Annotated in this window: 28 protein-coding genes and 1 riboswitch; of the genes, 8 read left to right on the top strand and 20 right to left on the bottom strand. The window is 38.9% G+C overall.

The window, feature by feature from the left end; translation table 11 throughout:
• Nucleotides 1-180: 180 nt before the first annotated feature.
• From E2L03_RS15085 to E2L03_RS15075, 3 genes are all read right to left on the bottom strand, one after another.
• Nucleotides 181-1,530: a hypothetical protein gene (locus E2L03_RS15085; RefSeq protein ID WP_134259539.1), complete on the bottom strand. Its 1,350-nt coding sequence runs from the start codon at nucleotides 1,528-1,530 to the stop codon at nucleotides 181-183.
• 66 nt (nucleotides 1,531-1,596) lie between these two features.
• Nucleotides 1,597-2,007: a DUF4181 domain-containing protein gene (locus tag E2L03_RS15080; RefSeq protein WP_134259538.1), complete on the bottom strand. Its 411-nt coding sequence runs from the start codon at nucleotides 2,005-2,007 to the stop codon at nucleotides 1,597-1,599.
• A 32-nt stretch (nucleotides 2,008-2,039) separates the two neighbouring features.
• Nucleotides 2,040-2,255 carry a hypothetical protein gene (locus tag E2L03_RS15075; protein ID WP_243839534.1) on the bottom strand — a complete coding sequence of 72 codons (216 nt, stop codon included), beginning with the start codon at nucleotides 2,253-2,255 and terminating at the stop codon, nucleotides 2,040-2,042.
• A gap of 295 nt (nucleotides 2,256-2,550) precedes the next feature.
• Here E2L03_RS15075 and E2L03_RS15070 point away from each other — a divergent pair, with 295 nt between their 5' ends.
• Entirely contained in the window at nucleotides 2,551-3,687 is a 1,137-nt protein-coding gene (locus E2L03_RS15070; RefSeq protein ID WP_367613692.1) for an exosporium glycoprotein BclB-related protein, read from the top strand.
• 48 nt (nucleotides 3,688-3,735) lie between these two features.
• On the opposite strand, the gene E2L03_RS20535 is transcribed toward E2L03_RS15070, so the two are convergent.
• The 6 genes from E2L03_RS20535 to gccF all read right to left on the bottom strand — a co-directional run bounded on the left by E2L03_RS20535 (nucleotide 3,736) and on the right by gccF (nucleotide 10,301).
• Nucleotides 3,736-3,876, bottom strand: coding sequence for a hypothetical protein (locus tag E2L03_RS20535; protein ID WP_158318523.1), 141 nt, complete (start codon nucleotides 3,874-3,876; stop codon nucleotides 3,736-3,738).
• Nucleotides 3,877-3,928: 52 nt separating this feature from the next.
• The gene (gene thiC / locus E2L03_RS15065) at nucleotides 3,929-5,665 is read right to left on the bottom strand and encodes a phosphomethylpyrimidine synthase ThiC (protein WP_134259600.1); all 1,737 of its coding nucleotides are present in this window, start codon (nucleotides 5,663-5,665) and stop codon (nucleotides 3,929-3,931) included.
• Nucleotides 5,666-5,821: 156 nt separating this feature from the next.
• A riboswitch (TPP riboswitch) is annotated at nucleotides 5,822-5,936 on the bottom strand.
• Nucleotides 5,937-6,115: 179 nt separating this feature from the next.
• Complete coding sequence (locus E2L03_RS15060) at nucleotides 6,116-6,523, bottom strand: thioredoxin family protein (RefSeq protein ID WP_148305169.1); 408 nt, start codon at nucleotides 6,521-6,523, stop codon at nucleotides 6,116-6,118.
• Between the two features lie 26 nt (nucleotides 6,524-6,549).
• On the bottom strand, nucleotides 6,550-8,700 hold the full coding sequence (locus E2L03_RS15055; protein WP_134259536.1) for a peptidase domain-containing ABC transporter: 2,151 nt from the start codon (nucleotides 8,698-8,700) through the stop codon (nucleotides 6,550-6,552).
• Nucleotides 8,690-9,958: a glycosyltransferase gene (locus tag E2L03_RS15050; protein ID WP_166740326.1), complete on the bottom strand. Its 1,269-nt coding sequence runs from the start codon at nucleotides 9,956-9,958 to the stop codon at nucleotides 8,690-8,692. Before E2L03_RS15050 ends, E2L03_RS15055 begins: the two co-directional genes overlap by 11 nt.
• 124 nt (nucleotides 9,959-10,082) lie before the next feature.
• Nucleotides 10,083-10,301 (bottom strand): glycocin F family RiPP peptide, encoded by a 219-nt coding sequence (gene gccF / locus E2L03_RS15045; RefSeq protein ID WP_038479632.1) that lies wholly within the window; start codon nucleotides 10,299-10,301, stop codon nucleotides 10,083-10,085.
• A gap of 411 nt (nucleotides 10,302-10,712) precedes the next feature.
• On the opposite strand from gccF, the gene E2L03_RS15040 reads away from it, so the two are divergent.
• Nucleotides 10,713-11,177, top strand: a complete 465-nt coding sequence (locus E2L03_RS15040; RefSeq protein WP_241742220.1) for a sensor histidine kinase — start codon at nucleotides 10,713-10,715, stop codon at nucleotides 11,175-11,177.
• 263 nt (nucleotides 11,178-11,440) lie between these two features.
• On the opposite strand, the gene E2L03_RS20865 is transcribed toward E2L03_RS15040, so the two are convergent.
• Nucleotides 11,441-11,572 carry a hypothetical protein gene (locus E2L03_RS20865; protein ID WP_269083155.1) on the bottom strand — a complete coding sequence of 44 codons (132 nt, stop codon included), beginning with the start codon at nucleotides 11,570-11,572 and terminating at the stop codon, nucleotides 11,441-11,443.
• A 37-nt stretch (nucleotides 11,573-11,609) separates the two neighbouring features.
• Here E2L03_RS20865 and E2L03_RS15035 point away from each other — a divergent pair, with 37 nt between their 5' ends.
• Nucleotides 11,610-11,879 (top strand): hypothetical protein, encoded by a 270-nt coding sequence (locus E2L03_RS15035; protein ID WP_055735216.1) that lies wholly within the window; start codon nucleotides 11,610-11,612, stop codon nucleotides 11,877-11,879.
• A 320-nt stretch (nucleotides 11,880-12,199) separates the two neighbouring features.
• Here the strand turns inward: E2L03_RS15035 and E2L03_RS15030 are convergent, their stop codons facing one another.
• Nucleotides 12,200-13,525: a right-handed parallel beta-helix repeat-containing protein gene (locus E2L03_RS15030; protein ID WP_134259530.1), complete on the bottom strand. Its 1,326-nt coding sequence runs from the start codon at nucleotides 13,523-13,525 to the stop codon at nucleotides 12,200-12,202.
• A gap of 201 nt (nucleotides 13,526-13,726) precedes the next feature.
• On the opposite strand from E2L03_RS15030, the gene E2L03_RS15025 reads away from it, so the two are divergent.
• The 4 genes from E2L03_RS15025 to E2L03_RS15010 all read left to right on the top strand — a co-directional run bounded on the left by E2L03_RS15025 (nucleotide 13,727) and on the right by E2L03_RS15010 (nucleotide 17,097).
• The gene (locus E2L03_RS15025; RefSeq protein ID WP_134259599.1) at nucleotides 13,727-14,425 is read left to right on the top strand and encodes a response regulator transcription factor; all 699 of its coding nucleotides are present in this window, start codon (nucleotides 13,727-13,729) and stop codon (nucleotides 14,423-14,425) included.
• The gene (locus E2L03_RS15020; protein WP_134259528.1) at nucleotides 14,422-15,357 is read left to right on the top strand and encodes a sensor histidine kinase; all 936 of its coding nucleotides are present in this window, start codon (nucleotides 14,422-14,424) and stop codon (nucleotides 15,355-15,357) included. The genes E2L03_RS15025 and E2L03_RS15020 overlap by 4 nt, the downstream gene beginning before the upstream one ends.
• 94 nt (nucleotides 15,358-15,451) lie before the next feature.
• Complete coding sequence (locus E2L03_RS15015) at nucleotides 15,452-16,375, top strand: ABC transporter ATP-binding protein (protein ID WP_134259526.1); 924 nt, start codon at nucleotides 15,452-15,454, stop codon at nucleotides 16,373-16,375.
• A gap of 14 nt (nucleotides 16,376-16,389) precedes the next feature.
• Nucleotides 16,390-17,097, top strand: a complete 708-nt coding sequence (locus E2L03_RS15010; RefSeq protein ID WP_038479601.1) for an ABC transporter permease — start codon at nucleotides 16,390-16,392, stop codon at nucleotides 17,095-17,097.
• Between the two features lie 204 nt (nucleotides 17,098-17,301).
• Here the strand turns inward: E2L03_RS15010 and E2L03_RS15000 are convergent, their stop codons facing one another.
• Nucleotides 17,302-18,216 (bottom strand): helix-turn-helix transcriptional regulator, encoded by a 915-nt coding sequence (locus E2L03_RS15000; RefSeq protein ID WP_134259524.1) that lies wholly within the window; start codon nucleotides 18,214-18,216, stop codon nucleotides 17,302-17,304.
• A gap of 80 nt (nucleotides 18,217-18,296) precedes the next feature.
• Here E2L03_RS15000 and E2L03_RS14995 point away from each other — a divergent pair, with 80 nt between their 5' ends.
• Nucleotides 18,297-18,746, top strand: a complete 450-nt coding sequence (locus E2L03_RS14995) for a VOC family protein (RefSeq protein ID WP_134259522.1) — start codon at nucleotides 18,297-18,299, stop codon at nucleotides 18,744-18,746.
• 195 nt (nucleotides 18,747-18,941) lie between these two features.
• Here E2L03_RS14995 and E2L03_RS14990 read toward each other — a convergent pair whose 3' ends face one another.
• The 8 genes from E2L03_RS14990 to E2L03_RS14955 form a co-directional block, all read right to left on the bottom strand.
• Nucleotides 18,942-20,855, bottom strand: a complete 1,914-nt coding sequence (locus E2L03_RS14990; protein ID WP_134259521.1) for a serine hydrolase domain-containing protein — start codon at nucleotides 20,853-20,855, stop codon at nucleotides 18,942-18,944.
• A 184-nt stretch (nucleotides 20,856-21,039) separates the two neighbouring features.
• Nucleotides 21,040-21,423: a YwqH-like family protein gene (locus E2L03_RS14985; protein ID WP_038479592.1), complete on the bottom strand. Its 384-nt coding sequence runs from the start codon at nucleotides 21,421-21,423 to the stop codon at nucleotides 21,040-21,042.
• Between the two features lie 11 nt (nucleotides 21,424-21,434).
• Nucleotides 21,435-21,887 carry a PH domain-containing protein gene (locus E2L03_RS14980; protein WP_124742012.1) on the bottom strand — a complete coding sequence of 151 codons (453 nt, stop codon included), beginning with the start codon at nucleotides 21,885-21,887 and terminating at the stop codon, nucleotides 21,435-21,437.
• A gap of 249 nt (nucleotides 21,888-22,136) precedes the next feature.
• The gene (locus tag E2L03_RS14975) at nucleotides 22,137-22,451 is read right to left on the bottom strand and encodes a hypothetical protein (RefSeq protein ID WP_124742011.1); all 315 of its coding nucleotides are present in this window, start codon (nucleotides 22,449-22,451) and stop codon (nucleotides 22,137-22,139) included.
• A 168-nt stretch (nucleotides 22,452-22,619) separates the two neighbouring features.
• On the bottom strand, nucleotides 22,620-22,958 hold the full coding sequence (locus E2L03_RS14970) for a hypothetical protein (protein WP_124742010.1): 339 nt from the start codon (nucleotides 22,956-22,958) through the stop codon (nucleotides 22,620-22,622).
• 158 nt (nucleotides 22,959-23,116) lie between these two features.
• Nucleotides 23,117-23,440: a hypothetical protein gene (locus E2L03_RS14965; protein WP_134259520.1), complete on the bottom strand. Its 324-nt coding sequence runs from the start codon at nucleotides 23,438-23,440 to the stop codon at nucleotides 23,117-23,119.
• A gap of 230 nt (nucleotides 23,441-23,670) precedes the next feature.
• Nucleotides 23,671-24,009: a hypothetical protein gene (locus E2L03_RS14960; RefSeq protein WP_134259518.1), complete on the bottom strand. Its 339-nt coding sequence runs from the start codon at nucleotides 24,007-24,009 to the stop codon at nucleotides 23,671-23,673.
• A 476-nt stretch (nucleotides 24,010-24,485) separates the two neighbouring features.
• Nucleotides 24,486-25,349 (bottom strand): AraC family transcriptional regulator, encoded by an 864-nt coding sequence (locus E2L03_RS14955; RefSeq protein WP_134259516.1) that lies wholly within the window; start codon nucleotides 25,347-25,349, stop codon nucleotides 24,486-24,488.
• Nucleotides 25,350-25,448: the final 99 nt, after the last annotated feature.

Raw genomic sequence — 25,448 nt, 5'->3', positions numbered from 1 at the left:
TTCCGGGGACACGGCCTCAGCCTCCTCCCTGGAAAACCGCCACTCCAGAGTCTTCGGATTCTTCTTCTGCTAATTTTCATATAAAACAAACGACGAACGTTCCTATTTTCAGGAATGTTCGTCATTTTGGTCTGTCTATCTACTTTTGTCCCAGCCTCTTTCTTTAACTCAATGTATACGTTAACGAAAGATGGCCCCTTCTCGTGTAAGCTGATTTAATCTTTCTGGTAATCGAAGGCTACCGATCGAATTTTGAGCCGAAATAAAGGATCCCCGAAAAACATCCAAACCTTCATTGCCACTACCTGTAGCATCTCCTGAATTTGCATTTAGACTGGATCCTTCCTCTGCTCTGAATCCATTTCCGTTACATGATCGCGCATTAGAACCACGAGCATTTATGGTTGAAGATCTTGTTGCAAGGAATCCATTTATCATCGCTTGATTGGCTACACAGTTTCTTGCTTGAATGCTAGACGTTTCGTTAGCAAGGAATCCATGATTTCTCGCGCGCTGGGCACTAGAAGTGTCTGCATTGATTATTGAATTAAAACGGGCACTAAAACCTTCTCGACAATCATTCGCAAGGGAGCGATCAGCGTTGATTATACTTCCTTTTTCCGCAAAAAAACCTTCCCAACTCGCTCCACTTGCATCACTTTCTTGAGCATTGATGGTACTTGCCCCTGTAGCATGATAGCCAATTGTACAATTTTTTGCAGATGATGTACTAGCGTTAATGGTCGATCCAGTAGAAGCGTGGAAGCCTCTATTAGAATGTGATACATTTGTCTCACGCGCATTCACTTTCGAGCCATCTCTACTATGAACAGCAGTATTCGTTGCATGACTCACATTTGATTGATAGATGTCGCAAAAAGATCCCCATATCGCATAAACAGCATTGTCGCCACTACAATAATCAAGGATAGAGCGAGCACAATTAATTTTCGAACCAAAAGACGCCATAAAAGCACGATTGGAGCAATATCGAAAGGATACACCTGTTACATCGCCTGCTCCGATTCCCCCGCCACCCTCTGTTAAGCCTTCCATATAGCAGAATGCCTCTGAATGGTAATAAGCACCGAGCCCTCGATCAGCATAATTCACACCAGCTCCTGGAAGTAATCGGACTTTCGATCCGAAAGCTACAGTAATGCCATCACACCGAGCAGTCTGCGTGTCATATTCAAACAGAACCCCTATCGTTGGCAATGTAGCTTGGTTTCGTCCCAAAAAGGCAGGTCTCCTTGATTCAATTAATGTTTCTGAAATCGCTGATGCTTGAATTGGCACAATTGAATCCTCACTAACAATTGTCATCCAATCGAGATTTAAATTTTCGATATGAATCTGCTCTTTTAACACAAAACCCTTTAAAAGATTAAGAGTAACACTTGAATTACTGCGAGTTGCACCAGAAGTAATGAGTTCTCCAATCGCTTCTGTAATGCTCTCATATTCCCCTCCGTCACCAATATCAATGATCTGCTGTTCAATCTGAAGCGCACTTGTTAAATGGATCATTATTTTCTTCCCCTTCCTTTTCATATATGGACTTCATAATCTAGAAAGAGAAGGCGAACGATTATTCTAAAAATTTATCATAATAAAAATAAATATTCCTATTAGAAAAACGGAAAAAAGAAGTTGGCTTATTGTTAATTTGTATTCGTTTTTATTATCTGCATACTTTTTTTCAAAAATAGCCCGTACCGACTCTAACAGAATTAAAAAAATAATAAGTAGATACCAAGGCTCAATTAACCAGTTTTGCATGTTGAGAGTCAGTAGCAAATTAACAATTAGTACGACCATAAAAGAGATCCGAATACCATAATCCCATTTTGCATGCTTTCGGTTCACATGGTTATATGAGAAAAATGGTTTCTTTTCCACTTGAAACCACTTTCTCATGACAATCTGAAAGAACCACAGTAACAGCACCACTACAGCTAAGCTAATAATAAGAAACTCCATTCCGAAAACAGACTCTGTATTCATCAAACTAGCCCTCCTTTCATTTCAGAACACTCTTAATCTGTTGGCATTGTATACGTTATAGCGAATTGACTATTATTAGCGATTGTACGATGAATGTCTTCAAGCACTTCCATCGCCCGTTCTTTAGAATCGTATTTTCCTAATAAATTGCCCCACTCATTTAACCCAGCACTACCAACACCCATAATTTTCTTTCCAGAAATCGAAACCTCAATAACCTGACTGATTCTCTCTTTGTCCTGTGCCATTATCCACAACATCACGCTCAACTCTTTCCTCTTATTATTTTCTTCTATCCGTATTTACGTCCTCAATGTTCTCGATGTTTCATTATTCAACAATAAAACTGATAAAACTGGATGACCCTATAGTTTAAAGCGTTAATGGGGCTTTGAGTTCGAATGATAAAATACAACAAAAGCACAAGCAAAACACTTTTCTGTTTCATAGGATAGTACACCTCCATTTTTAACTCACTATTCAATACACTTTAAAAAGCCATTTATGCGTGGAGGTTATCTTAAAGAAGGAGGTGGATTGAAAATGTCTTGCAATCACTGCCATCGTTTTCACTGTTCTTGTTCAACTGTACAAAAATTTAACAGACCTCAGGTAAATGGTGTCACTGGACCTACTGGACCAACCGGACCTACTGGACCAGGTGGTGGCGGCTCTGGTATTACCGGGCCTACTGGACCGACTGGTGCCACTGGTGCTACCGGGATTGGGCTTACTGGACCGACTGGGCCGACCGGCGCCACTGGAGACCCTGGGCTTACTGGCGCTACTGGAGCTACTGGGGTCACTGGGGCTACTGGGATTGGGCTTACTGGTGTGACTGGACCTACCGGTGCCACTGGAGATCCTGGGCTTACTGGCGCTACTGGACCTACTGGCGCTACCGGAATTGGGCTTACTGGCGTGACTGGGCCGACTGGCGCTACTGGAGATCCTGGGCTTACTGGCGCTACTGGACCGACTGGCGCTACTGGAATTGGGCTTACTGGCGTGACTGGGCCGACTGGCGCTACTGGAATTGGGCTTACTGGACCGACTGGACCTACTGGCGCTACCGGGATCGGGCTTACTGGGCCGACTGGGGCTACTGGTGCTACTGGAATCGGACTTACTGGCGCTACTGGACCTACTGGCGCTACTGGAGCCGCTGGTTCTACTGCCGTCATCCCATTCGCATCAGGGATTGTACCATCTGTTATTTCAACAATTGCTGGTGGCTTAGTAGGGACGGTCAACTTGGTTGGCTTCGGAAGCAGTTCTACTGGCGTCACACTTGGTGCTTTCACAGTTGCAGATGTAGGAGAATTCTCTTTTAGAGCACCGCGAGCTGGCACAATTGATTCATTATCTGTGTCCTTTACCTCAACAGTAGGTGTAACCTTACCTATTGGTACAGGTGCCATAACCGCAACTGTTTACAAAGCAACGGGTGCTATTCTTGGATCAACACCATTCTTGCCAACAACTGCTACAGTAACTTTAACACCTGCTGTAACTGGTCTAATCACAATTGGTGACACGTTCACTGGAACCGTAACCGGCTTAGCTGAACCTGTACTTGCTGGAGACTTACTATTACTCGTCTTACAATTAGCATCTCCAGATATTACGTTTATTACGGTCTTAACTGGTAACACAAGCGCAGGTTTATCAATCACGTAAAGATAAAAAAGCGGTTCGCTCATGCGAATCGCTTTCTATTTTGGTTAATTAATAATAAAGCACTTCTACTCTCCCGCATATGTGACAGCGAATAAAATGAGTGTTTCCAGAAAATTTGTGGTCGCATTCCGATTGCAGAAGCTGTTTTTCATTCTGTAGTTCACTTAATCGTTGTTGTACTTGACTCAACTCTCGTTCCACCCGGCACATTCTCTTTTTAACGAGCTCATCCTTTACTTTATTAATAAAGACTTCCTCCAGCCTGTTTAAATTCCTCTGCTTTTGCTTTTAATCCTTCATCGATTTCTGCTTTCGTTCGTACGTCTCTTTCAGTAGCGTGTTTACGAATGTCGTGAGAAATTCTCATGCTACAAAATTTCGGGCCACACATCGAGCAAAAATGAGCTGATTTTGCACTTTCTGCTGGCAACGTTTCATCATGATACTCCACCGCTCGCTCCGGATCGAGGGAAAGATGAAATTGATCACGCCACCTAAATTCAAAGCGTGCTTTCGATAATGCATTATCTCGTTTCTGAGCACCTTTATGACCTTTCGCTAAATCTGCAGCATGAGCCGCAATTTTATAGGTGATCACCCCTTCTCGGACATCCTCACGATTGGGTAGCCCAAGATGTTCTTTTGGCGTTACATAGCAAAGCATTGCCGTTCCGTACCATCCAATTAGCGCTGCTCCAATTGCAGACGTAATGTGATCATACCCAGGGCCAATATCCGTTGTTAGAGGACCTAGTGTGTAAAAAGGAGCTTCTTCACAAAGGGCGAGCTGCTTGTCCATATTTTCCTTTATTAAATGCATAGGCACATGACCAGGTCCTTCCACCATTACCTGCACATCATATTTCCACGCACGTTTTGTCAATTCCCCTAACGTTTCAAGTTCTGCAAATTGAGCTTCGTCATTCGCATCGGCAATGGAACCAGGACGTAAACCGTCACCGAGTGAGAGACTTATGTCATAAGCTTTTAGAATATCGCAAATCTCATCAAAATGGGTGTACAAAAAACTCTCTTTATGATGGTGTAAACACCACTGGGCCATAATGGAACCACCTCGTGAAACAATACCTGTTGTTCGAGTGATGGTTAAAGGGATATAGCGCAGTAAGACACCTGCATGAATGGTGACATAATCAACACCTTGTTCTGCTTGCTCAATGAGCGTATCTCGAAAAACAGCCCATGTTAAATCTTGAGCAATGCCGTTTACTTTTTCAAGTGCTTGGTAAATTGGAACAGTGCCTACTGGAACAGGGGAGTTTCGAATGATCCATTCTCGAGTGGTATGAATATGCTTTCCAGTCGATAGATCCATAATCGTGTCAGCTCCCCACCGAGTGGCCCAAGTCATTTTTTCGACTTCGGCTTCAATCGATGACGACACTGCCGAATTACCGATATTCGCATTGATTTTCACATGAAAATTCCGACCGATAATCATTGGCTCTGATTCTGGATGGTTAATGTTTGCAGGGATGATGGCACGCCCTTTCGCCACCTCATCTCTGACAAATTCTGATTCCACGCCTTCTCTTATTGCCACAAATTCCATTTCAGGCGTAATGATCCCATTTCTCGCATAGTGAAGCTGTGTTACAAAATGACCTGGTTTTGACTTTCGTGTCTTATGTTCACTTTTTGGCGCCATCTTATCGGTAGCATCTCTGTTCTGAAATCCATTGTCACTTGGTTGAACCGCTCTCCCCATATAGTGCTCTGTGTCGCCTCTTTCCTTAATCCATTCTTCTCGGATTCGAGGTAAGCCCATTTTTAAGTTTACGTTATACGTCTTATCGGTATAAGGCCCACTCGTATCATAAAGGCGTATGGCATCATTAGACTCTTCTTTGCCATCTATCCCAATGGTAGGCTCAAGTTGAACCTCCCTCATCGGTACACGTAAATCTGGTCGTGAGCCTTGCACATACACTTTTTCGCTTCCCTCAAAACTGGACATAAAGCTTACTCGTTTCTCATTTACTTCTGATGTCGTCACGTCGCTCTCTCCTTTTTCCAAATATGGAATTCAAAGATCGAACCTTTGTCCACGCCAAAAAGCTAGGTTCCATTTTGAACCTAGCATCACATACATAAATAGAAGACGGTACGTAAAGAGTGTAACCGTTAACTTCCCTACGCTGGCATGATCCAGATCAGGTCCAAAGAGTCAAGAAGCTTCATCGCGCTTCCCTCTCAGCCCAACTCATTGGACTCCCCTAGTTAGTCATTATTGAATTCAGTTATCATTGTAGTTGCAATAAATGGAAATGTCAATCAATTATCCGTAAACCTTTTACAGCAAAGAGACTTTTTCATAGCCAATAGAATTTTAGCCTAACATCCTACTGGCTTTCATTCCTTATTCAATACTTTCATGTTCAACGATCACTTAATTGTGAAATAGTCTTTAGTTAACCCCGTCATTGCTATAAACTTTACTTGCTCTCTCTTTAAACTCTTCCTCTCCAAAAACAGACGAAAATCTTTCTTGCTCTTTTCCTGAATCAACAAAAATGACTATTGGCGTACTATTAATATCAAAACCCTCTATTAGGAGATTCTTATTTTCATCCTCATTTATATCAACTGCTAATACTTCATTTTGTGTTTCCTCAATATAATCATTAATAATTGGTCTTACTTGTTGGCATGGTGCGCAGTTCTTCTGATAGAAATATGCTATAAAGCTATCTTGATTCTCTTGCTTTTCTTTTAGTAGATCTGAGGTTACTGTTTTATATAACGATGCTTCAGTTGCTACTAAATTACTTACAGAGACGAAACCAATAAATACCATTGTTAAGATTGCAGCCAAAATGACCGTTATTTTTTTCACTTTAATCACCTACCCTTTTCAAGAGAATTCATAATCGTTTGTGCCAAATTTTCGTCTGATTTAGACGTTATTACGTTCATTCCTTCCTCGTTTAGCGAATAGATTTTATCGCACGAAGTTGCCAAGTCTAAATCATGAGTTATAAAAATGACCGTTATTGTAGAGTTTATCAAAATTTGTTTAATTCTATTTCTTCTTACTACATCCAATCCATTTGTTATTTCATCTAATATTAAAACGTCAGGCGGCGAGAGGATATATCGCGTTATATTTAACATTTGCTGTTGTCCCATAGATAATTCAACGCCCTTTGAGCCAATCACTGTACCATAACCATCGGGCATCATTTCAACGATTTCATCAAAACCGACCAATTTTGATACCTTTTGAACATCTTCAAAATCGATATTTCTATAGAGCAAAATGTTGTTCAATATGGTGTCATTAAATATCTGAATATCCTGAGGGATATATAAAATTTTCTTTAGAAGAGACTCTTGGCTGATCTCATTAATATTCAAATGATTAACTAGAATTTCACCTTTTTCAGGTTTGTAATAACCTGCAAGCAATTTAGCTAACGTCGATTTTCCTGAACCACTGCTTCCTACTAGTGCAATCTTTTCACCTTGTTTGATTTCGAAGCTGATATTATGTAAAACATGGCTACTTGGATTAAACGAATAAGATAAATCTCGTATCCTTATTGTATCAATTTTGTTTTCTAGTTTCGTATCATTTTCTGAGCTCTCTACCACAGAATTGACTATATCCTCATACCTTAAAGTGGCTACTCTTCCTTGGTGTAAAGTAGCTTGTATAGTCGTTAAGTTAACAAACGGATTAAAAACGTTAGATACCAAAGAGTTAAACATTAATAACATACCTGATGCTAAATTATCATTGATAACTAGGTAAGAACCAAATGCAAAAAAACAAATATTAAAAAGCTTTATGATAGAATCCTTAGTTAAGTTTTGAAATTGATCAAAAGACATAAATTTTTCTCTTATCGCATACAGTTCGTCTAACCTCTTAATCATTTTCTCTTTCATGCGTTTCGCAATGTTATAATTTTTGATACTCTCGATATTATCCACTGATTCTATCAGTTCAGTATTAAGGTATTCTTGTTGTTCAAATAAATCATAGCTTAAATTTTCATATCGATTTTTCGACAAAAATAACAGTAAAAAGAAGATGATAATCGGTATAAATGCCAACAAGGACAAATAAAAGTTAATCCTAAATAATATGACAAACGTGATAATGATCGCTAAAGCATCTAAAGGCAACGTTTGCACAAAGAACAAGTATCGAGTTCTTATATCGCTAATGTTCGTAAACCTTGTTATCAACTCTCCGCTTACAAACTTTTCAGTAAACGTATAGCTCTGTGCAAAATAGTTTGATACTAGATTCTCTACCAAATCTTTATCTACAGCATTGTTTGATTTAATACTAAGAATAGAATTGAAATAACCAATAATGAATTGAATGACTACAGCTAAAAGATAGATGACTGTAACACTAACAATGAGTCCAACAGCCGTATTTGGTATAATAACGTCAAAATATGTCGAGAACATTCCTGCCAAGTAGACTGTTAGGGAATAGACAATGATGGATAAAACCCATGACAAGATAATAAGCTTTTTTATTTTATATAAGCTCTTAAAAATACTATTGTTTTTCCTTGATTCCATTGATGAATATGCCATCATCTTCTTATTATCTGTTACCTTATGAATTTCAAGAACAAAAGGAATCCACATAGAAAGGAACGTATCTATCTTAACTTTCTCTATTTGATTTTTTAATGGGTTGCCTATATAAACATGTTTTTTTGTTAACTTAAATAAAGTAACAAAGTGATTCTCTTGTCCTCCCCCACTAATCTGTGTAATGCATGGATAATCCAATTCATTTAGCGCTTCTAAAGAAGATACACATTTAAAGACATTTGATTCGACTCCCATTTTTTCAAGTCCTTTTTTCATACCTAAAAAAGTCGTCCCATTTTTATTTGTGAATAGTAAAATCTTTAATTGTGCCAGTGTAATCTCTGTTCCCCACATGTACTTTAATAACATAGACACTGAGGCAGGGCCACAATCATTTTCTTCTAATTGTTTTGTGAAGTATTTACTTTTCATTTCCCTCTCCAGCTTGTAAAAAATTTTTTAAAGTTTTATGTAGTTCCTCATACTGTGCTTTATACTCTCCATACTGAGCGTTTTCAAGTTTTTTTAAGATCGCAAAACTACTTCCATATTCTCTAATATTAAAGAAGAGTCTAGACAGAAGATGATCAAGATGAAACCCATTTGAATTTAGACTTCCATAATCTAGTTCTTTATGAGTCTTTTTATAGTCTATAATGCGCTGTATAAACTGGTGGTAATTGTATTCAAAAATAATGACTTGTACTAAGATATCCCAATATAAAGTGTCAGTCATATGGGGTGCTAATTCTTTTAACATTTCTAAGTTATTAGCTGCCTGATCAATATCACCAGCACCTAAGTAAAATTCAATTAGGTCGCTTACTGCTCTTACTTTATATTCTTTGTTTAATTCGTCATCGCCGCATAATGTTATTACCTTTAAGAGCGTGTCTCTATAAAAATCTTCATTTAAAGCACCTTTTCCGTCTCTACAAAGCAAGTAATGCCATCTAGGACTCAATGGTTCTTTATCAATCATAGGATAAAGTAAAGCCATATTCCGTTTTTGTTTTTCTTTACTAGTAGAGACGGCCTCCACATACCCATCGTGATGGAAAACAATGTCTTCAAAAGCTAAATAGAATAACTCAGAATGATCATCAGGTCGAGGCTCTTCATGAACAGCGCCGAAATAAAAAATGGACTGACAATTTGGTATGATTCTTCTAACCGTTTGAACCACATGGCCACCAGTATTTACAATGGCAGGACAACAAACCGCCTCTACATTTAATAAATCTATAATAGAAAGATGGGACTTCAAATTAGCAAATGAGTCATTTTCAACTGTTTCATCAGCGTCAATAAAGACGATCCAATCTTTTGAAGCTTTATGTATTCCGAAGTTTCTTATTTCAGCGAAATCATTGTTCCATTCCTTTTCAAAGATAAAAAAATTCGACTGCGCTCGATACTTATTCAAGATGTTCAGCGTATGATCCGTCGATCCAGTGTCAATAATTATAACTTCATCGTTAACCCCAATATTACGATTAATTGCGTTTAAACATCTCTCAATACATCTCTCTTCATCTTTACATATAACAATTACGGATAGACTAAATTGTTTTAATTGTGAAGGTTCGATTGAATGCGATCTTAAAGACTCAATTTTTTCAGTAATGTTCGAGGAGTATAACTTCAAATTAGTAAAAAACTTTTCTTTTGCGTCATTATCATACTTCATCATTCATCTCCTGTTCTCTTTTTATGCACCTATCATTTGAGAGTAGAACCATACAACTTCTTTATAATTTTCAGGAACAATGGTAAACCAATATATTTAATGGGATGATTCAGGTTTGGTGACTCTATCTACATACGCAAGTACCACAACCTCCTCCTCCACCGCCTCCGCCAACACCACATTGTTCAAAAATCCAACCACACGTGCCACTATCTCTTCCAGTAGAACAAAGTGCAATATAGTAGGTGCACCAAGCCGCACCACCTACATCAAATGGACCTTTTCCTTCGCTCGTATACGAATCAATTTCTTCATCTGTTAAAGCAACTTTTAATTTTGACATATATTCTTCCTCCTTCAATAATGATAAGATTGAATCTTCTCATATATTGGTTTACCATTGTTTACTAAAAATTATAATAAAAGCGGAAGTGAGCACTTCGTTAAACTTCTTCCCCGTCATAATGGGAATGAAACGCTATTTTTCTTCTTTTTTAAAGGTGATGAGTAGCATCCCTATTTAATTAGATACATATAACAAAAACAGGGTGCATCTTTGCACCCTGGACTCTTTACGCTTCTTTTCTTCGAGAATCAAACTTTATGGCACCTGTAACAATTTGTCTTGTGCCTCAGCAGGAATGTCTTCCCACTTTACTTCGTCATAAGATGTTACTTCGTCGTCGACTACGCGGAAGTTATTGAACGTCAATCAAGTTACATTCAACAGTTAATTGAAGATTTTAACTTGACGATGCGTTTACGTAGTCAACAAATGCCTTTACAGCTAAAAGAAACACGAATGGAGCCGTTTGTTCGTGAGCTAGTCATTGATGTATTAAATGAACCAGCTTATAAAGAAGCATCCATTACGTTTACAGGAAAAGCACCTCAACTCACACGTCAGGTCGATCAACACCTTCTAAAACGGGGGCTACTTAACTTTCTGTACAATGCTTTGATTCACAATAAGGAAGGGGTTTCAGTTCATGTCACTGTCACTTCTACATTTATTTTCATTGAAGATAACGGTGAAGGCATACAAGGCGATGTGCATCAGATTTTTGATCGGTATTATCGGAGTAGTAATACAACCAACATTAACGGAACGGGTTTGGGTATGGCAATCGCACGAGATATTATGGAGGCACACGGAGCAACGGTTGAATTAACAAGTCAAATAGGAAAAGGAACGAGCATCAAAATTTCGTTTGACTAGAAAAAAAGATCCGGCCTAGTTAATTACAAGGCCGGATCTTTTTATTTCTTTAAAATGACTCGGCGCACGATACGATTCACACCTGCTATTGCCACCGTTGTTATAGCCGAAGCAAGGATTCTCCTAACCAACATATTGATCACTCCTATTGAATGGAATAGGTTTATAATTCCCTGAAAAACGGCGTATAAACATCAACCCTATTCAACAGGTATGTACTCGCTAAATAAACGAACGATTACCAATAATTATTTAGTTTTATTTTATCTCATAACGGTTATGGATGGATACCGTCGGAACGCATAACGAACAATGTGAGTAGACAGCATCCAGTCGTCGTTCCATTCCTGATTCGGTTCTATGTGCTTACTAGGTAAATGTAGTTTAACAATCATACATCCTAGAATATTGACGCAAAGGAAGAGATTGTACATGAAAACAAGCAAAGGACACATAACCATCGTATTCATTCTATTTGCTATAGGTGGCTCCGTTCTAACTGGTATTGCTGGAGTTGGACTGCTCTATTTAGCTCGATGGATTTTGCATGATCAACTATTCGAATCTATTTCATATGTAGGAGCCTTTTTTGTAGCAGCCTTACCCGGCTTTATTGGATCTCTATATTGGGCTTATTTTTTCATAAAAAAAGAAAAACGAGAAACCAAACACTTAGATGATGGGCATCGTCATAACGAATGATGACACGTAAAAGAGGCTGGGACAAAAGTAGATAGACAGACCAAAATGACGAACATTCCTGAAAATAGGAACGTTCGTCGTTTGTTTTATATGAAAATGAGCGGAAGGAGAATCCGAAGACTCCTGGGGGATCAGCACGTGTCTGAAGACTCTGGAGTGGCGGTTTTCCACGGAGGAGGCTGAGGCCGTGTCCCCGGAAAGCGAAGGATTCTCCTGTAGCGGTGCTACTCAGCATATTTTAGACTATTCGTCTTTTCAACTACTACTTTTCGTTATGTCCCAGCCTTTTTATTTATTCCTTCCCCTTCCAAGTCTTACCGTTAAAAGGAACGAAAAACCGCAGCGTGCTCACTGCCAGTCAGCCGTTGGAAATCCTTCAATGAGTGCGCATCCTTATTTCCCCACAACCATCTAGCCTGCACTCCTTCTTGTACGACATATTCATTTTCACTAAAGAACATCCCATCATTTTCATCGTATTCGCTACTAATAAAAAGACCTGTATCACTGGCACTAAAATGATTTTGTTCAATTCGATTTGCGAACGTATAATATTGCACTAATAGTTGCGCGCCCTCTAAACCGACTCTATCGTTATGTGACACGATATTTCCGGCAATAACTGTGTTCCTAGTCCCCCCACGTTCAGAGTCATACCCGCCTATAGCAATACCAGTATAGCGATTGTCAAATACCTCGTTATTCAAGATGTCAATACGATTAGCATACTTGCCTTTATGTTCAGACGTCGCTTCTATTCCAATATCGTTCTGATAAACCGTGTTCCCTTGGATCAATACGTCACTTCCGCCATCAACATAAATTCCGCCAGCACTATAATCCTTGTCATAGCTTGGATTCTCATAGCTCGAATTATGATGAACCACATTCCCTTGAATAACACCCTGACGCGCATAATCTTTCGATTGGTCAATGGCGATGCCTTCATAGCCAATAACGTCAATTCCAATGTTATCTGTTTCATAAACATGGTTATTGGTAATAGTAAATTGACTGACATCCCCGTTCACAACTAATGCCTCACTTAACCCTAACTTTAGGTCTGTTAGCGTATTCTGGTTAATATCAATAGCTGTAATCGCTTCATTTCCGTAAACAGCAATGCCATGAGCGTTTCCTCCAACAGCGGTTGTTGAGACCCCTCGGATTGTATTGTTCACGATCTCAATATGCTGACTCGCACCAGTAATGAATATACCTACTACCGTTTTGTCAACATGATTTGTCGTGACGTCTCCGATTGTAAATCCATCAACTGTAATATAGCTATGACCATCTATTTCAATTAAAGCCACATCGTCTAAATCGTCTTCCATTCCCTTACCACTTAGAAAAACGTCTTCTCCTTGATACGCTTCAAAACGTATTGGCTCTTGTTCCGTTCCGCTATGCTGAATGAGAAGAGGTTCTACATAGGTCCCCTCTCGAACGAAAACCGTTGTACCAGCTGTCGCTTTCTCAGCTGCCATCTGTAGGCTCACAAATGGCTGATCCATTGTACCAGGGTTTCGATCATCACCATCTGGTGCAACATAAAGAATACGCTCATCAGATTGATTCTGACAACTTACTAAAAACATCCCTGCTATAAGAATAGCTCCTTTAATAAAGGCTTGTGGCTTCAATTCATTTCGTCCCTCTCTGCTACTATCTACATAATGATCTTTGCATTATACCACGCTGTGAAAAGGCTCATGATTCTTTTTTTATGAATGTCTCTCATTCTAAGAAGTTGATTGTGAAGATCGCGTGCTATACGATAATAGTTGCTAAGATGTGGTTTAATGAGAAGAGCTTTATTTTATAATGAGAAAGACGGTGCCAGAATGAATAGATTACTACTTGTAGAAGATGATGTGGCCATTAGTGAGATGGTTCAAACCTATTTTACAAACGAAGGCTTTACAGTTGTGCCTGCTTTTACTGGGCAAGAAGCAATTCAACGATTTGCTGATGACACATATGATTTAGTCTTACTTGACTTAATGTTACCTGAATTAAATGGCATGGATTTCCTACTTACGCTTAGGAAAACGAGTTACGTCCCTGTTATTATTCTATCTGCAAAAGACAGCGAGTCCGACAAAGCAGTCGGTCTAGGTTTTGGTGCGGATGATTACATCACGAAGCCTTTTTCCATGATTGAACTACTAGCAAGAGTGAAAGCAGCCATTCGCCGAACGACCCAGTATAAAAAGGCTACCCTACCCGACGTTCCAGCAATTGTACGAATACACGAAATTGAATTGGATCTTCATTCGTTTATCGTCAAGAAAAAAGATCAAGTGATCCATCTCACCTCAAAAGAATGGAAACTCTTAAAGCTGTTCGTTGAGAACCCTAAAAAAGTCATGACAAAAGAACAAATCTATTATTCCGTTTGGGAGGATCACTATTATGGAGACGATCATGTTATTAACGTTCATATAAGCCGACTGCGTGAAAAAATTGAAGATGACCCCGCTAAACCAATGTATATTAAAACGGTTTGGGGTATTGGCTATAAATTAGGTGATGTTAAATGACTGTCTTTCTATCCATCTTTAGCATCGTTCTTCTATGTGGATGCCTCATCCAGATCCAAACTAAGCGTACCTTTCAAAAACAGCTGCGTTCCATAAAAAAGCAGCTAACCGATATTGTAAATGGTCAAGCAAGTGGTCCTGTACTAATCGGAACAGATCATAAGCAAATGGCAGACCTACTCGTTTCGATCAATAAACTCAATGATCAAAACCGGGAACATGCTCGCCAATTTATTCGAACAGAACAATCGATGAAGCGTATGCTCTCCAATATTTCTCATGATTTGAAAACCCCTTTAACGGTGATTTCAGGTTATGCAGAAATGCTCAATGCAAAAATAGACATGCCTAGTCAAGAGCGTCAGCGTATTCTTTCTCACATTCACGAAAAAACAGATGAAATGACTATGCTGATCGATTCTTTTTTTGATTTAGCGAAACTTGAAGCAGGAGACAAGCATGTACCATTAGGTACCATTAATTTAACAGAAATCTGCAAACAGTCGATTCTTATGTTTTACGAATTAATCGAAACGAAAGGATTAGACGTTCAGATTGACATACCTGATTCACCCATTTTTGCTCTAGGCAATGAGGAAGCGTTACATCGAGTTTTAGCTAATTTAGTGTCAAATGCACTTCGATACGGGTCAGATGGTAACGTTATTGGATTACACATATACGCAGATGAGACCATCGTTACGATTGCCGTATATGATCAAGGGGTTGGCATTCGTGAATCCGATCAACAGTCGATTTTTGAACGAATGTATACATTGGAGGAATCCAGAAATAAAGATTTTCAAGGAAGTGGATTAGGCTTAACCATTACCAAGAAGTTGATCGAACAAATGCAAGGAACCATTTCGGTAACGTCCATCCCTCATGAGAAAACCTCCTTTATTTGCAAATTAAAACGTGTACATGGCTAGTCTTTTTTTTCTTGAGATTTTTGTGAGGTTTACGATAGAGAAAAGAAACAGTCAATCGTTACAGTAAGAGTATAGGAACTAAAGGAGGAATAACATGGACTATATTGTTCAAACGAAAGGTCTTACAAAACGATACGATGGACATACCGTTGTATCGGATGTGTCGTTCTCGATTAAAAAAGGGGAAATTTACGGCTTTCTTGGTCCTAATGGGGCAGGAAAATCAACAATCATGAAGATGCTTATCAACGCGATTAAACCAACCAGTGGCGAGATTGAGCTATTTGGTTCCCCAGTAAGAGAAGATTCATTTCGTTACTTACAACGAATTGGCAGCATGATTGAACACCCAATCTTTTATGAGAAATTAACTGCTCGGGAAAACCTAGAGCTACATTGCGCTTACATGGGCTACCATAACAAACAGACGATTTCTGACGTACTAGAGTGGGTCGACCTTTCTAGGGAGGCTCATAAAAGGCCTCATCAATTTTCACTAGGTATGAGACAGCGCTTATGTGTCGCAAGAGCCATCCTCACAAAGCCGGAATTGGTCATCCTTGATGAACCCATTAATGGACTTGACCCTGAGGGGATACAATCTATGAGAAGATTGTTAAAAAAACTGAACAAAGAATATGGCATGACCCTTTTTATTTCCAGTCATATCATTGGTGAAATCGAACAAATTGCGGACACGATTGGTATGATTAAAGACGGGACATTAATAGAAGAAACATCAATGGAAACGCTGAAAGAACAAAATACAGAGTACATTGAACTCGTTACAAACGATCCAAAAAAAGCAGCGGTTCTCTTACATGATCAACTAAACATAACAAACTTTAAAATCATCGAAAACCAAAGGATTCGCATTTTTTCATCAGAGATGTCTCATGCCAGCATTTCAAAAGCGTTAATTCTAGAAGACATCGAGATTCATTCTATCCAAACAAAGCAAACGACATTAGAAGAATACTTTATTAAAAAAATCGGTTTACGTAAAAATCACCAGTAAAGGAGGATTTGTTGATGTATCGTTTAATGAAGCTTGAATTAAAAAAACATAAAATCGGTTGGTATGTAAAAGGAACGCTCATTGCAAATGCAAGTATTCTTGCCATGCTCTACTTCTTCACTGTTATTGAAAAACTTGAAAATGATATTATTTTCCAAACAAGTGATGAATTTTTTATGTTTACCGGCGTGTTAATAAGAGGGACATTTATTATCTTTGGTGCCGTTCTCATCTCAAAGATCGTCATTGATGAATTTAAACATGGAACCAGTCTGATTTTATTTTCCTATCCAATTAGTCGAAAGAAACTAGTAACTGCCAAACTGATTCTTATCTTTAGTATAACCTTTCTAACGATGACGCTATCAACGCTGTTTATTGTAGCTAGCTTTACAGGTCTTAACGCGTTCATTGGCTTTTCTGCCAACTTACACGTTACTCAGGAACAACTTTCACAAGAATTACTCCTTTTAATTGGTTTTAACGTAGCAGCAGCTGGTACGTCTCTCGTTCCTCTTTACTTCGGAATGCGTCAGTTCTCAACGCCTGCTACCATTCTTTCAGCGGTTTTAATCGTAATCGTAACGAGTTCTTCTTTAGGGCCCCAATTCTCTTTAATTAACATCTTTTACATCCCGTTAGCACTAGCCGTTATTGGACTGATCATCGCATGGGTATCTATAAAAACGATTAATCGCTTAGAATTGAATAAACCTGTATGACAGAAAGCTATGGGCAATGGCCCCATGGCTTTTAACAACGTAAAGGGAAGAAAGATGATAACTAGATCACACTTATTCAGACAAAAAGATGGGGTTGATAAATGCTGGAACTAAAAAGCAAATTTTTAACGAACACAAAAGAAAACAAGCTATATGGCCAATGGCATGACAATGGACGGCTTCTTAATTACAAATAAACTGACATCATTCATACAATGCTAACGCTTCTTTTAAAAAAGACGTGTAGTGACTACGATAATGGCTAGGAGCTATAATCTTTATCTTGTTACCAAAGCCTGCAAGAAATTGAAATGCATATGGACTTTCAGGAAGTGGGATGATTGCACTGTACGTCCTTTCTGTCTTCTTTACTACAGCTTCTCGCCCAAACCGTTCGATGAATTGATCTCGAACACGAATATCCAGCTCGATCTTCACACTCGTCATAGAAGGTTTAACAGGTTCTTGTGTCGTCCTTTGTTGTTGCGGCATTTTCTGTTCTCTTGGTGTGAAAAATCCCCTTTTTTCCATATCTGTTATTCGCGTCAACTTAAATGTTCGAAAATCGTTACGCTCTAGGCAAAAGCCCACGACATACCAGTGCATCTCCCTCAGTTGAACCTTATATGGTTCAACGAGCCTATGGCTAATTCGCCCTTGTTGATCTACATAATCAAACGCCAGTAACCAATGGTGCTCAATCGCCTTCATCCAATAAGACAGCTCTTCATTTGTTTCGCTTCTACCAATCGATTGATAAAACGTTACATCCATCTTTGAAGCTAGATTTGTAGGGCTCATCCCCTTTATTTTCTGGATTGTCAACTGGATATCGCTGTTTGTTGTCAGCTGTTCAAACCCATCTAACGCCACAAGGATATGTTCAATGTCTTTCTGATTCACCAACCGCTTATCAAATTTATATTCTTCCATTAACGCATACCCTCCACTTGGGCCATGCTTTGCATAAATGGGTATGTTTGCATAGCTTAACGCTTCCACATCCCTTTGAATTGTACGTTTTGTCACTTGAAAGAGTTGACTAAATTCTGATGCAGACACCACCTCTTTTTTTAGCAGTATCATAATGATGGAAAGAAGTCTTTCAACTTTTTGCATAACACCCTCCTATATACGACAGATAGTTGTCACCTACTGTCTAGTATACTACGAATAGACCAATGAGGAGGTTAGACAAAATGAACGCAATCGCATATTTACAATTTAGTGGGCACGCACAAGAGGCACTCGATTTTTATCAACATGCATTACAAGGAACCGTTAAGAAGGTGAACTTTGGTTCTATCCCGCAAGACCCTTCTGCTCCACTTAGTGGTGAAGAACAGGATATGATCATGGAATCTCAGATTACGTTTTCCGAAAACATCCTGATGATCTCAGACGTACTTCCTTCTATGCAAAGCGTCATAGGCGACGTCACAAAAGGAACGAACGTGATCATAAGCTTGATTAATGGAGACGTGGAAACAAATAAACGTTATTTTGAGGAACTTTCAAAAGGTGGGAAGATACTGATGCCCATTTCTTCTGTTCCTTGGTCATCCAGTTTCGGCATGCTGATAGACAAGTTCGGTATTATGTGGAAATTCAATAGCGATGCAAGTAGCTTTTTGAATCGACTCGTTTAACGTCATTAAAAAGAGGCTGGGACATAACGAAAAGTAGTAGTTGAAAAGACGAATAGTCTAAAATATGCTGAGTAGCACCGCTACAGGAGAATCCTTCTGCTCATTTTCATATAAACAAACGACGAACGTTCCTATTTTCAGGAATGTTCGTCGTTTTGGTCTGTCTATCTACTTTTGTCCAAGCCTCTTGATCCTTTAGAGATAGAGAAAGTTAAGAAAGAATAACAAGTAAAACAAACTTGCCAATAAACAGCCTAGTAGCACAATGAAAGCCTTTATTAAGTAGAAGCTTTTTTGCTTGTGCCACCCTTTAACAATTAGATAAAGCACCGCGAGAAATGCGAATAGAAGGAGCCAAAATCCGATCACGTAGAAGGTGAAATTAGACCAAGGCTGAAACGGATTGCTTGCCAATTGAACAACAATGGCGCCAAAAAGACCAAGAGTCAGAACGCCAACGAAAGACCACGCTATTGCCCCTTTATGCAAAGAAGTGATGAGGGTTTGGTGCTTCTTTTTTCGTATAAAGCCAACTATTCCCCATACAAGACCAACAAGTGAAAACAGTGCAGCGCCTCCTGTTATTCCATAAGCGACATAAGGTGACGCTAACCACGATATCGGTAATTCATCTGCAATGACACCATATGATAATTGCTCAACCTCACCAGCATCGTTCGTTTTAAAGTATAAGTGAGTTGTATTCATGCCTGCATTATCAAGTAAAGACGACTCTTCTGTCACTTTTTCAAACAAATATGGAGCCGTTTCTACATAGTCTAGTTCTACACCGAGAGCAGCAATGGATAACGTGATCCCACCCTCTTGATTAGCAGAAATAACAGAGTCACCATCAGAGAGAAAAGGCATGATTTTCATTGGCCCTGTTTCAACAGAGCGTGCAGAACGGTAGCGACCCTCTACTGCTTCACTATGATTCATACCATCTGTCGCTTGTGGCGTTTCTGTCGACTTCCCAATCAAAACATCCGTTAGTTCTCTTCTCGCACCTGCCATCTCACCATCCATATTTGTCATAACGGCAATGCCAAACTGTTCATCAGGTACGATGGAAAGAAGTGCGCTAAACGCATCTGTATTGCCACCATGCTCTAAGACACGATAATCCCCTGCTTGACGCTCCCAAAACCCGTGGGCATTTCCTGCCATATCAAGATGAGGCGTGTATAATGTCTGGTGCATCGTATCCAATGTTTGTGGTTCGTTAAACAATACGTACGAGCCAGATTGTTCTCTATTTAAGTGTGCCAGCATAAAATAAGCAAGGTCATTTGTCGTTGTCGTCAAACCACCAGCCGGATTATCGTTGATATAAGCAGTTGGTTTAGCGACCCATTCCGTACCTTTCTTCGTGTATCCAACTGCCTTCTCGTCCATTAAACCAGGAATACGATCATAGCGCACATCAAATGTGGAGTGCTCCATTTCTAAAGGCGTTAAAATCAATTGCTCCACATAATCAGCAAAAGCCATACCTGTCAATTCCTCTACCACATAACCTGCAAGATTTGTACTAAAATTGGAGTAAGCCACCACATCTCCAGGCGGATACAGTTGCTTCGGCTGTCTATCAGGAGCTAAGTAGTCCTCCAATTCAAACAGATGGTCAGGATCGTAAACCGTCAAATCTTCTACTCGTTCTTCAAATCCCGCTGTATGGGTCATCAAATGAGCCACTGTGATCGGTTCATCATAAGTGAGCGCTGACTCCCCTCCCTTTAAATACGGTCGAACATCGGTATCAAGAGTGAGTTGCCCCTCTTCCACCAATTGCATGATCGCAGTCCACGTAAATAATTTAGAAACCGAACCTGCTTCCATATAAGTAGTTTCAGGATGAACCGGTTGTTCCTTCTCTCTATTGGCTAACCCATACCCTTTTTGAAAAACAATCTCTCCGTTTTGCACAATCGAAACAGAGGCTCCTGGTACGTCTTCTTCAATATAACCCTCCATAATGGCATCAACGGTTTCTTCAATGTCAGCTGTCGGTATACCAGAAGGTGTCGATAGACTTTCCGCATATCCTATAGAAGGATAGAGGGAAACCATGACCCATACAATCACCAGTAAAAGTAGTTTCTTCATTTACATTCGCTCCTTTGCAATTCTTTCACTCATGAGTATACGGATGTAACCTTTCTTTTCTCTATCGCAAATCTCACGTTTTTCTAACGAATGCAAAAGAAGCTTCAATAAAAAAACATGCAGGACGGTTTACCTGCATGGTGTGTGTGGTACTCTAGCTTTTTTGGGAACAACCGTAAATTTTCTACCTTTCTTTTTCGCGCTCGATCGCTCTTTCGAGTCCAATTCTGTAGTCACTTAAGAGGCTATGCTGATGGTTAATCACCTCTTGCGTTGACTGAATCTCTCTAGTTGCTTTTTCTATTGTTTCGCCTACTTCGTTTAAAAGATCATTATACGAATTGACAACTTCAGCCTCTCGTTCAGCATCAAATTCATTTGCATGTTTACCGTACCACGTATCTTTTGTTAGTGCTGGTTCTTTAAATGTGTGCTTCGCATGCGCCATTGTGATTTCTTGACCCATTAAACGAGCTCGGCATGCTCGTAAACGATTAATTTTATCATTGGCTGTTTCAATAAAGTTTTCTGTTGATTGAACTCGACTTCGCATGATTTCAACCGACACTATACTCCCTCCTATCTTACCTTTGCTTCCATACGGTCATCCACCTGAGGTGCCCGTTTCACTAATTCTCGTTTAAATTCTTCCATACGCTCGGGAGAGATCTTCACTTCCCCTTTTGGACCTGTATGTTTAATCGTAAACCCTTGGGAAGAGCCAAGAATTCGCTCATTACCCGAGAAAGGGCTGCCCATTGGCTCAATGGCTGTCATGCTTTCATAAGGAAAAACCCTGGCAATAAAGCCTGCTTGGGCAACCAACCCTTCTTCTTTGAACTCATAGGAAATAAACACCATGCCCGATACAAAATAAATCATGCCTACAATAAATAAAAAACCAAAAAACAACAGGCGTCCGATGGAATCATCCATTATTACAAAGATCGCCATAATGGCAGTTAGTCCCACCACTAAACTGCTGTAGCCCGTTATTACTTTTTTATCTCTTGTTGTTTTATATACACTCATGGAGACGTTCTCCCTCCTTTAATTCACAGCTTGTTTCAACACACGGTTAAGCAATTTCCCACTAACATCTTCCCATTTATTCAAAGAAGTTTTATGAATGGTAACGTCATCATTTGAGTGGACATCTATCTTAGCGATGTGAAAGTCCGATTTTTCACCAACACATGGTTAAAAGTACAATCCACTCTTCCGTCGTGCAACGCATAAATGGTTTCATCTATTCATATTCTTATCGTTTAAATGGTTGCGTTAAAACATATGGGGAATGTTGACAAGAATGAATAGTAATATTGTTATTCCAATCCATTCTAAAAGAAAAATAAAACGCCCCTTTATTCCTCCATGTTTTTGAGTCGAACGTCGAAATAAGACAACTGCCATTCCAAAAAACATATAGTAAAAACCGTTCATGAACCGATCATATATGCCCCTCGGTTCTTCTTCATACAGTTTATTAACTAAGAAGACAAAAGGCGTATTCTTTCCTAAAATAAAAAGCAGCATCGCCGTAATTAACTGAAAAGCTATAGCAAGACCTATTATAAAAGCAAAAACATCTATCAAAGTTTCAACAGCTCCATCTCAAATATTTAATTATCTAAACCAACCAACTTTTAAAGTTTTCTCATAAATGCCTTTATTTGTACTACGTACAAATGGTTTCATCTAGTATTCTCATAATCTTGTAGATGCTAGTGTGATACCTTATTTTAAAGCTTATTTTCCTTTTATTTAACTAGTAAGACTAGTTTCAATAGCATTAATGATATTACCGATAATAATTAATACAATTGTCGCCATAAAAACCAATCCCGCATAGCGAAGTTTCCCTTTAATACCACCATGTTTGGTCATGACTTTCTCATAAACACGATGTGCAACCCCATAGTTCATTATGTAGAAAACATTCATAAACTTATCGTACCAGTCTTTCGGATGGTGCTCATAGAATTTCTCCACAAATCGTGCATATGGATTGTTTTTTCCAAACACAAGAAAAACAAATGCTGTTATGTATTGGTACGCTAAACACAAACCTACTAAATAAAGAATACCCATATAAACAATCATTCAATTCGCTCCATAGTTCTAATTTTCAACTTAACCAGCCTGGGGCGCTCTCAGCCCAAACAACTTAGTATCATTTACTGTGAAATTATCACGTATGCTTCCTCTCTTAATAACACGGCAATGGTTTCATAACCACACATATCAAAAAGCAGTTGTTTTTAAAACATATAAGGGATGTTAACTGCTATAGCAATAACAATTATTATGACAATCCATTGACCGAGATAAATGAGCCTTCCCTTTAATTCACCATATTTCTCAATCAACTTAAGGAACAAAAGATGGGCAAAACTATGAGCTGCTATATAAAAAACATTTGTGAACCAGTCAAAAAAATCTTTAGGCTTTTTCACATAGTAGTTTGATAGGTAACTACCTATAGGTGAAGAAGTGCCAAATAAAAAAAACAACATACCTGTTATAAACTGCAATCCGATAGAAAGACCAACAATAGTAAAAATAATTAAACCAATCGTCTCCATTTTACCCACTTTGATTTTAACTTTTTTGTACTTTTACCGATTTTATCGTTACTTAGAAACAACTTAAAATCATTCCTGTTAAACTTTAAAATTACAAATCGTATTTTATATCATTCAGCTTTTAATCTAACTTTGTACTAGCTAACAATCCTAAAAACCACCGAAAGGCGTATAGCCTTTCATTTAACTTGAAGATGACATTTATACGACACTACCCTTCTTCTACACCTCTAACTTGTAAGCCCTATTTCAATTGCATTAAGAATATTACCAATAATGATTAAAACAACTGTCGCGATAAAAATTAACCCCAAATAGCGCAATTTCCCTTTAAAACCACCATGTTTGGTCATGACTTTTTCATAAGCACGATGAGCAACCCCGTAATTCATTATGTAGAAAAAATTCATAAACTTGTCGTACCAGTCTTTCGGATGGTGTTCATAGAATTTCTCCACAAACCGTGCATATGGATTGTTTCTTCCAAGGACAAGAAAAACAAGTGCTGTTATAAATTGAAAAGCAAGACTAATTGATAATAAAAACATAACTCCAGCATATACAATCATTTAATTCGCTCCATGGTCTTAAACTAAACCAACACTAGGTTCTTGTTGTTGCCCCTTTAAATACATCATGAACAACGCCCGTTGCCAAGTTAAGCTTTAATTAATTTCTAATCCATATAATACTTTCGATTTTTAATTAAGACTATTAATAGATAAACAATCCCTAACCTCGAAAAAAGATTAAACTTAACATTCCATTTGACCCCAATAGAGTAAATAATAAAAATAGATGAGTTTTTGAAATAAATAGTATAGAGGGGCTATTTTTCTTCGAAATGACTATCTCTATTATCTATACGACAATCTAGTTTAAGGGGTTTCAAAGACAATATGATAATTTACATAAAAAGCCTTCGGTTTCTTGTAAATCTATCATAAAAAAGATGCCTGTTGAAAGCACTCAATAGACACCATTCTTTGTTTTTGAAACAAGAAAGAGAATCTCTCTTAATGAAAACATTTTAGCAAGAGATTCCTCACCTCAACGGAATCCAAATCTCCGCATATGAATCTTCTTTGATCACATCTTCGTCTACATAGACTTCAAGCTCAGGAGTGCCCGCGTGCTCGTAGGGATTTGACGGAAACCATTCTGTGAAGATCTCTTTCCATACTTTTGGAATTGCGCTTGAAGCTGGTCCGTGTACTTCAAATACCCCCCACATCGATGCTGGTATAACAAGCTTCTCGAACTCGTCTGATTCAATCGCAGATGATTCAGCCGCAATCCAATACTCAACCTTTTCTAGACTTGTATTCACTTGGTTGTCTACACATACCCCCAACAAACCTTTAATTTCTCCATTGTTTAACCCAGCTAACGTTGAAAGGGTGCCATCTTGTGCAGCTCGATCCCACATCTTCGGTATGTCTCTCGTATTCTCATCGTTCTTAAGTGAAAATGTCCTCCTTGTTCCAATTATTTGAAATTCATCTCGTTTTACTACTCGATAGCGCATTGGATCTGCTCCCTTCAATTGTACGTGCACGACAAGCCGATTGTACGCATTTACCTTGCCAAGCCCTTTCCGAATGGCACTGGGTGTAACCCCGTGTTGCTTACGGAAGGATTTTGAAAATGCTTCTGGCGTTTCGTACTGGTATTTGTACGAAACATCAATGATTTTCAGATCTGAGCTGACCAATTCTTGTGCTGCCAATGTTAAGCGCCGTTTGCGTAAGTAGTCACCCACAGACATATCCGTTAACACGGCAAACAACCGTTGAAAATGATACGGGGACACATTGGCTTGTTTTGCGATCTCGCTGATTGTGATTGGTTCAAGCAAATGCGTCTCCATATAGTCAATCGTTTCTTGTAATACATCAATCATTGCCATACCTTCAACTCCTTAGCTTTATCTTAAAGGGATTTCTTAACTGAATCTGGTCCATTTATGCGCGGTTGTAACCGATATTGTATCTAAAAAACAACTTAA

The organism is Shouchella oshimensis, assembly GCF_004375095.1.
GTDB classification, from domain to species: Bacteria; Bacillota; Bacilli; order Bacillales; family Bacillaceae_D; genus Shouchella; species Shouchella oshimensis.
This window is presented reverse-complemented; position numbering and strand designations above follow the sequence as displayed.